The following is a 635-nucleotide window of genomic DNA, read 5'->3' as shown; positions in this document are numbered from 1 at the left end:
CTCGTCGGGGTGGCCGCGGGGCTGGCGAACGCGGGCAAGATCCCGTTCGTGTGCGCGGCGGCGCCGTTCCTGACCGGGCGGGCGCTGGAGCAGATCAAGGCCGACGTCGCCTACAGCGAGGCGCACGTGGTGCTGTGCGGGCAGAGCCCCGGCATGGCCTACGGCGAGCTCGGCCCGACCCATCACGGGATCGAGGACCTGTCCTGGATGCGGGCGGTCGCCAACCTGGACGTGATCGTCCCGGCGGATCCGGCCCAGACACGCGCCGCCGTCCGCTGGGCCGCCGCTTCAGGACGTCCTTCCTACCTGCGGATCCCGCGCTTCAAGGTGCCCGCCGTCACCCCTGAGGGGGCGCCGTTCGAGCCGCGCCGGGCCGTGCCGCTCCAGGACGGCACCGACGCCACCGTGATCGCGATCGGCTCCCTGACCTCCCGCGCCCTGGACGCCGCGGCCCTGCTGCGCGCCGAGGGCGTCTTCGTGCGGGTGCTCAACATGCCCTTCCTGGACCCCCTCGATGAGGACGCCATCGTGGCCGCCGCCCGCGAGACCGGCCGGATCGTCACCGCGGAAGAGGCCACGATCAGCGGCGGACTCGGCGCGGCCGTCGCCGCCACCGTCGTCACCCGCCACCCCGT

The 635-nt window shown here is 74.5% G+C and carries 1 protein-coding gene; it reads left to right on the top strand.

What is annotated here, in order from left to right:
- Positions 1-635 (top strand): transketolase family protein (locus tag ACFOY2_RS54695; RefSeq protein ID WP_379536119.1); only part of this gene is annotated, 635 nt, incomplete at both ends.

The sequence above is a fragment of the Nonomuraea purpurea genome (assembly GCF_042650645.1).
Taxonomy (GTDB): Bacteria; Actinomycetota; Actinomycetes; order Streptosporangiales; family Streptosporangiaceae; genus Nonomuraea; species Nonomuraea purpurea.
The sequence above is the reverse complement of the archived record's forward strand: the minus strand, read 5'-3'. Positions and strand labels throughout refer to the sequence as shown.